Source organism: Streptomyces sp. HSW2009, from assembly GCF_040240285.1.
In the GTDB taxonomy this organism is placed as follows: Bacteria; Actinomycetota; Actinomycetes; order Streptomycetales; family Streptomycetaceae; genus Streptomyces.
Map to the genome: position 1 here is coordinate 1 of NZ_JBEHZD010000562.1, position 4700 is coordinate 4700.

The following is a 4700-nucleotide window of genomic DNA, read 5'->3' on the forward strand; positions in this document are numbered from 1 at the left end:
CCCCCCCCGCGGGGCCGGCCGCCCCCGCGCTGGCACCCCGGCCCCCGCCCCCCCCCCCCCGGGCCGGGGGGGGGGGGGGGCGGGGGGGCCCGGGGGGGGGGGGGCGGCAGCCCCGTGCCCGGCCGACTGGCCCAACCCAACCCAACCCAACCCAACCCGACCCGACCCGACCCGACCCGACCCGACCCGGGCCGGTGCCAGCCAGCGGCGGCCCGCCTTATGGCCCGTGGCCCCCGTGGCTGGCTGCTCCCACGGACCGGCGTCCCGACGGGCTTTCGCGGCCCACCCCTGCCACGCCCCCCACGCAGGCTGGCTCGGCCAGTCACCCCGGTTCCGGTCACCGCGATGCCAGTCACCCCGGTGCGCGTCACCCTGGGGCGACAGCCCGGCTCACCCCGCCCCCGGCGCGGCCAGCGCCCCCTCCACCAGCCGCAACGCCGCCGCGGCCTGGGCGGCACCCGCGTCGCCCGCCAGGTCCAGGGTGAAGACCGCGGCGGTTGCGGCGCGGGAGCCGTCGGCGCGTACGCCGCTCTCGGACACGACGCCCAGATGGGTGCCGCCGTGGAACCAGACGCCGCCCGGCACGCCGCGCACCGGGCGCCAGGCGATGCCGAGCCCGTAGCGGACGCCCGTCGCCGGAATCCAGTCCGTCACGGGCACCGTCTCCCGCATCGCGGCGAGTTCGGCCGGGCGCAGCAACCGGCCGCCGAGCAGGGCGCGCAAGAAGGTGCCGAGCTCCTGCGGCGTGCTGATCAGCGAGCCGTCGGCGTACCCGCCGAAGGTCAGCGTGGTGTCCGTCGGCGCGCTCTGCCCGGGGAAGGTGGTGTAGGCGGTGGCCGTCGGCTGCGGCACGTACGGCGACGTGCCGGGCGTGTACGTGCGGCGCAGGCCCAGCGGTTCGATGATGCGCTCGTGCACCTCCTGCGCCCAGGAGTGGCCGGTGACCTCCTCGATGAGCAGGCCGGCCAGCGTGTAGTTGGTGTTGGAGTACGCCCAGCGGCGCTCGCCGGCCGGGTCGTGCGCGCCCGGCAGCCAGGCGGGCGGCTGGCCGAGCGCCGCGGCCAACTGCTGGCGCGGGCCCTGGTGGGTGAACCGGTCCTTGCGGTAGCTGTCGGGCGTCGGCGCCTCGCCGCCACCGACCGCCAGGAAGTCGTTGAGGCCGCTGGTGTGTCGCAACAGGTTGGTGAGGGTGATGCGCCGCCCGTCGTTGCCGTTGCCGCGGACCAGGCCGGGCAGCCAGCGTTCGATCGGGTGGGTCAGGGTGAGCCGGCCCTCGCCGACCAGTTGCAGGGCCACCGCGGCGGTGAACGTCTTGGTGTCGCTGCCGATCCGGTAGTGGGCGTCCCACGGCACCGGTTGCCCCGTCCCGAGGTCGGCGACGCCGGCCCTGGCCGCCGCGCGACCGTCGGCGTCCTGCACCTCGGCCAGTACACCCGTCGCACCGGCCGCCCGGATCGCGTCCACGGACCGCTGGAGCCCCGCGTCCCGTCGCGGCCGGCCCGCGCCGTCGCAACCACCGCCGTGCCCGTCGCCTGCACCGTCTTGCCCGCCGCGCCCGGCGGCCCGCGCGGTTCCCGTGGCGGCGGCGCCCGCGAGTAACGTCGCCGCGGCGGCCGTCACCCCGGCGCGCCGGCTGAACACCGGCCGCTGCTCCCGGCCGCGCCCCTCCTGCGCGCGTCCCACGCCCGCCCCGCTCATCGCTCGCTCCCGACCGGTGCGCAGGTCAGGTCCTGCTCGGGCAGCGCCCCACCAGCCAGGTAGTCCCGGACGGCCTGATCCGCGCACGGCACCGGCGTCAGCCCTTCGGCGCCCCGGCCGAACACGCCGTGCGAGCGGATCTCGGCGGTCACCAGCCGGGAACCGGTCAGCTTGCGGTGCAGCGCGAGCGCGCCCTCGTACGGCACGTTGTTGTCGCGGCGGGCCTGGAGCATCAGTACGGGCACGTCATTGCCGATCGGCGTGCCGGCCTCGCGCGGCTTCGTACGCCAGAACGCGCAGGGCGCGATGATGTTGTTGGCGAACGGCCCGAAAACGGGCTGCGTCGCCCGGCTGCGCTGCATGTTGCGCCAGTACGTGGCCGGCTCCGTGGGCCAGCCACCGGCGGGCCAGCCGCCGTCGCCACACATGAACAGCGCCCCGCCCACCATGCTGTCGGCCAGGTCGGGGGAGCCCAGCAGTTCGAGCATGCCGCCGAGTTCGGGGCCCGGCTCGGTCAGCGTGCCGGCGTCCGCGGCCATCAGGTCCCGCACCACGCTGGCCAACACCGGGTTGTGCTCCTGGTGCTGGATGAACTGCCGCAGCACCAGCCGTAGCAGCGGCGCGTTCAGCCGTACGCCGTCGACGACCAGCGGACGCCGCTCGGCGTGGTCGAGCACCCGCTGCACGGCGGCGCGCACCGCGGCCGGCGTGCTGCCGAGCCGGTATTCCGCCTCGTGCCCGGCCGCCCAACCGGCCCACTCGTCCAGGGACTCCTCCAACGGCCTGCCGGCCCGCTGGAACAGCTCGTACTGGCTGGCCGCCGGGTCGGTCGAGGAGTCGATGACGATCCGGTCGACCCGCTCGGGGAAGAGCTGACTGTAGACGGCCCCGAGGTCGGCGCCGTAGGAGACGCCGTAGTAGGAGGTCTTCCGCTCGCCGAGCACGGACCGGATGGTGTCCATGTCCCTGGCCACGTTGCGGGTGGAGGCGTGCGGCAGCAACTCCGCGTTGTCGCCGTGCTCCCCGCAGCGCCGCGCGGTGTCCTGCGCGGCGCGCACCGACTCGGCGAAGTCCGCGCGCGGGCTGCTGGTGGGGCCGGGCTCGGCCACCGGAGCCGGCGGGGCGCAGCGGATTGGGCTGCTCTCGCCGAGGAAGCGCGGGTCGAAGCCGATCAGGTCGTAGCGGTCGGCCACGGCCCCCAGGGACTCCCGCAGCGACAGGGTGTACGCCAGCCCGGGGCCGCCGGGGCCGCCGGGGTTGGACAGCAGGATGCCGCGCCGCTCGCGCGGGTCCTTCGCCCTGACCCGGGAGACGGCGATCTGGATGGTCCGGCCGGTCGGCTCGGCGTAGTCCAGCGGCACCCGCACCCGGGTGCATTCGGCGCCCGCCGCGCGCAGTTCGGGCTGGTCGCTCGAACAGGGCCCCCAGGCCAGGCGCTGGTGCCGGTGGGCGGTGTCGGCCGGGGGCGCGGCGTGCCGGGCGGGGGTGGCGCTGGCGCTGGGCGCCGGGGCCGGTGGTGCGGGTTGGGCGAGGGCCGGTACGGCTCCCGTGAGTAGTCCGGTCAGGCCGAGTCCGGCCGCGACCGTCGATGCGATGCGCATCGCGCTCCTTCGAAACGGTGGGATCGATTTCGATCAGGTGGTGATGACCCGAACGACGGTAGGAGCGCAGTGATCTTCGATCCATCGGGCCACCCGGCCAGTGCCACCGGGGGTAAACCCCCCTGCTCAGCCCGGCTGCGGACGGGATGCGAACGGGGTGCGCGCTCTGCTAGTGGCGGGGGCGGGGCGGGTGGCGCTGTGGGTTGTAGTGAAGTGGCTTATGAGGGCGGCGAGTTGGTGAGTTCGGCTGCTGTGCGGGTGGTTGTCTTGGGTGGCGGCGGGTGGGTGTGGGTTGGTGGCTGTGCCGCGGGGCGGTGCGGGTTGGTGTGGGTGCGGCAGGGTGGGTTGTTCCGCGCGGTGGCGTGCGGAAGGGTGTGCCGGGGCGGTTGTGCTGCGTACCGGGGTGTGGGGGGGGGGGGGGGGGGGCCCCCCCCCCCCGGGGCCCGGGGGGGGGCGCCCCCCGGGCGGGCCCGCGGTCGTCTCTCCCCCCCCTCTGCTCGTACCTCTCCTCGTATCGAGTCCTCTCGCCTTCACCGCTCCGTCGACTCATCAAGGAGAGCCGCCAACCGCCCCGTTCCCCGCCGGACCACCGGCTGTGGGACGGGGCGGAGGTGTGTGGGGACAGGACCGAGGTGTACGGGGCGGGCGGTGGCGGGGGCCCGACGCGGCATTTTGTGGGGGCGCTGTGGCGTGGCTGCGGGCGGGGTGCGTCTACGGACCGGGCACATCTGCGGGCCCTACGGGGCAGGGCGACACATGGCCAGGCGGCCATGGATACCGCCGACAGAGTGATTCTGCGGAGCTCGGGCCGCCGGGTGGGAACGGATGGTCCATGAGTACCGGACGGCAGAGCTGGCCGGGGCCCCGGCAGCCACCCGAGCGACCCCAGAAGCGGTCATGTGCCGGGTGCCTCGGCCTTCTCCTGCTGGTGGGGCTCATCGTGGGGATCATCGTCACGTGGGCCGACGACGATTCGAACGACGACACTCCTGACCGGTCTCCGTCGACCACCGCGTCCACCAGCACGTACACCAGCACGTACACACCACCGCCGCCACCGTCCGGCAACCCGTCAGTGGGCGTCCCCCCTGCTGCGCCGACCGACGTGGCGACCACCGCCGTACCGGCACGGACCTCGGCGAGCGAGGACGCGCCGGAGGAGGACCCCGATGAGGTTCCGGAAGACGTACCGGAGGACGTACCGAGTACGTCCGACTCCGGCGACTCTGGTGCCGACACGTACTACCGGCGGTGCAGCGACGCGCCACACCCGCTCACCCCAGGAGACCCGGGGTACCGCGACGAGTTGGACCGCGACGGTGACGGGGTGGCCTGCGAATGGAGCTGACCCCCGGACCGCACGCGCCCATGTCCTCGGCCGCGCCGGCCGGGGCACAAGGC

The 4700-nt window shown here is 75.2% G+C and carries 3 protein-coding genes; 1 reads left to right on the forward strand and 2 read right to left on the reverse strand.

Annotated elements, in window-relative coordinates; translation table 11 throughout:
- Positions 1-390: 390 nt before the first annotated feature.
- The gene (locus AAHZ94_RS28570; RefSeq protein WP_349996474.1) at positions 391-1698 is read right to left on the reverse strand and encodes a serine hydrolase domain-containing protein; all 1308 of its coding nucleotides are present in this window, start codon (positions 1696-1698) and stop codon (positions 391-393) included.
- Positions 1695-3299, reverse strand: a complete 1605-nt coding sequence (locus AAHZ94_RS28575; protein ID WP_349996475.1) for an alpha/beta hydrolase — start codon at positions 3297-3299, stop codon at positions 1695-1697. The genes AAHZ94_RS28570 and AAHZ94_RS28575 overlap by 4 nt, the downstream gene beginning before the upstream one ends.
- An 832-nt stretch (positions 3300-4131) precedes the next feature.
- Here AAHZ94_RS28575 and AAHZ94_RS28580 point away from each other — a divergent pair.
- The gene (locus tag AAHZ94_RS28580) at positions 4132-4647 is read left to right on the forward strand and encodes an excalibur calcium-binding domain-containing protein (protein ID WP_349996477.1); all 516 of its coding nucleotides are present in this window, start codon (positions 4132-4134) and stop codon (positions 4645-4647) included.
- Positions 4648-4700 lie beyond the last annotated feature (53 nt).